The 1,455-nt window shown below is 46.5% G+C and carries 2 protein-coding genes; both read right to left on the bottom strand.

The window, feature by feature from the left end; all coding sequences use genetic code 11:
* Nucleotides 1-45: 45 nt before the first annotated feature.
* On the bottom strand, nucleotides 46-567 hold the full coding sequence (locus ACM5QX_RS29475; RefSeq protein ID WP_414756746.1) for a hypothetical protein: 522 nt from the start codon (nucleotides 565-567) through the stop codon (nucleotides 46-48).
* Nucleotides 568-617: 50 nt separating this feature from the next.
* Nucleotides 618-1,229: a hypothetical protein gene (locus ACM5QX_RS29470; protein ID WP_414756745.1), complete on the bottom strand. Its 612-nt coding sequence runs from the start codon at nucleotides 1,227-1,229 to the stop codon at nucleotides 618-620.
* Between the last annotated feature and the right edge of the window lie 226 nt (nucleotides 1,230-1,455).

Raw genomic sequence — 1,455 nt, 5'->3', positions numbered from 1 at the left:
ACTTGTGGCTTATTTTATGGTTCACAAGTTGGCTCATTTAATGATTCAAGTCACATGAGCTAATATCCCAGTTCCGGCACTTGGTTCTAACGCTAAATCATCAGTTGTGATTTGTCCGGCAAGGGAAACCAGATATGCCAAAGACAACGGGGTGGAAAACTGTTGAAGCTGCAATTGTTCTTCGCTGCGGCGGGTGTGCGTGGGGCAAAGGCTCTCGATCAACTGCAACTGTTCTAGCGGATTTTTAGACAATCCCTTGTGCCGCAAGTACAAAATTGCTGCCACCTCAACAGCCTCATAAGCGTCCTTCCACAACCACGCGCCTTCTGCTGCCGTGCCGTGGAAGTGGCGATTCATCTGTGCTTGAATAGTTTTGGTGGTCAGTGGTCGTTGCTCAATCAGTGATTTGGCGAGTTCTTGGGCAACGTTGATTATCGACTGTCCGTATTCGAGAACCGTTTGTAGGTCAAAGAGACTACCTTGTGTAGCGATAAGACTTACCATATATATAGATATGAATACATCACTTTGCTTTGGCGTAGCCGTTTCTGGGGCATTCATCAACAAGAGCGATGGCGTTGACCTTGGGACGGAGTATAGTCGCTCTTGTGTTGGGACTAAGCAGCCTGCTTGCGTGGTTTTGGCTCTTTAGGAGATTTAGACTGTGTGGATTTGGAGGGTTTACTAGTTCTGCGTTTGGTTTTGGTGGGCTGTACTTCTTGGGCTGGTGGCAGTAGTCGGGGTGCGGGAAATGATACTATGACGGCTGGCACAGAATGGTGAGAGGATTGTGGTTGTAGCGTCCAGGGGTCGGGGATTTCTTCAAACTGTGGTGCAATGGCGAGAGTAAGTTGTGAAATTTCCTGCTGTGGAGTGGGTTCTGGTGTGGTGACGGAAACTGTTGGCTGCTCAATAACAGGTGGTTGCCATCCTACTGGAGGCAATGGTACAACCCACAAGCCACCTATGAAATCGAAAATCATCAGTGCGACAAAGCTCATCAAGACTGCTTGAATCATGAGGTTAAGAACTGATTGAGTATCCATGATTAACTCCGAATATTTGTAATGGTTCAATGTGGTGAGGTGTTGCAGTTGGGTCTGAAGCGTCTGGTTGGTCGCTGCAACTCTCACGGATGCTTTGGCGTAGCCGTTTTTATCTGTTTCTACAAAGCGATTAGAACGGGATGTGAATATCTTCGTTTGCAAAAGAATTGTTGCTATTGGCAATACAAGACTTGGGTTTAATCAACTCGAAATTTGCTCCATGCCAGCAGCCATCACTAAGATTGCTCTCAAGCCAACACTGTAACTGATTGAGGAGTGAGGGATGACTCAAAATTAAAGCCTTTTCCTCATCAGTCCATCTCAGACGCGGAAAGGGGACTCCTGCTATAACGAGTTATACCAATTCAAAAAATGTTTGCGACAGATAAGGCATTGAGGATGAAGTCAT

This window comes from Anabaena sp. CCY 9910, assembly GCF_963920875.1.
GTDB lineage: Bacteria > Cyanobacteriota > Cyanobacteriia > Cyanobacteriales > Nostocaceae > Trichormus > Trichormus variabilis.
Note: the sequence above shows the minus strand (reverse complement) of the source record. Positions and strands in the feature narration are given on the sequence as shown.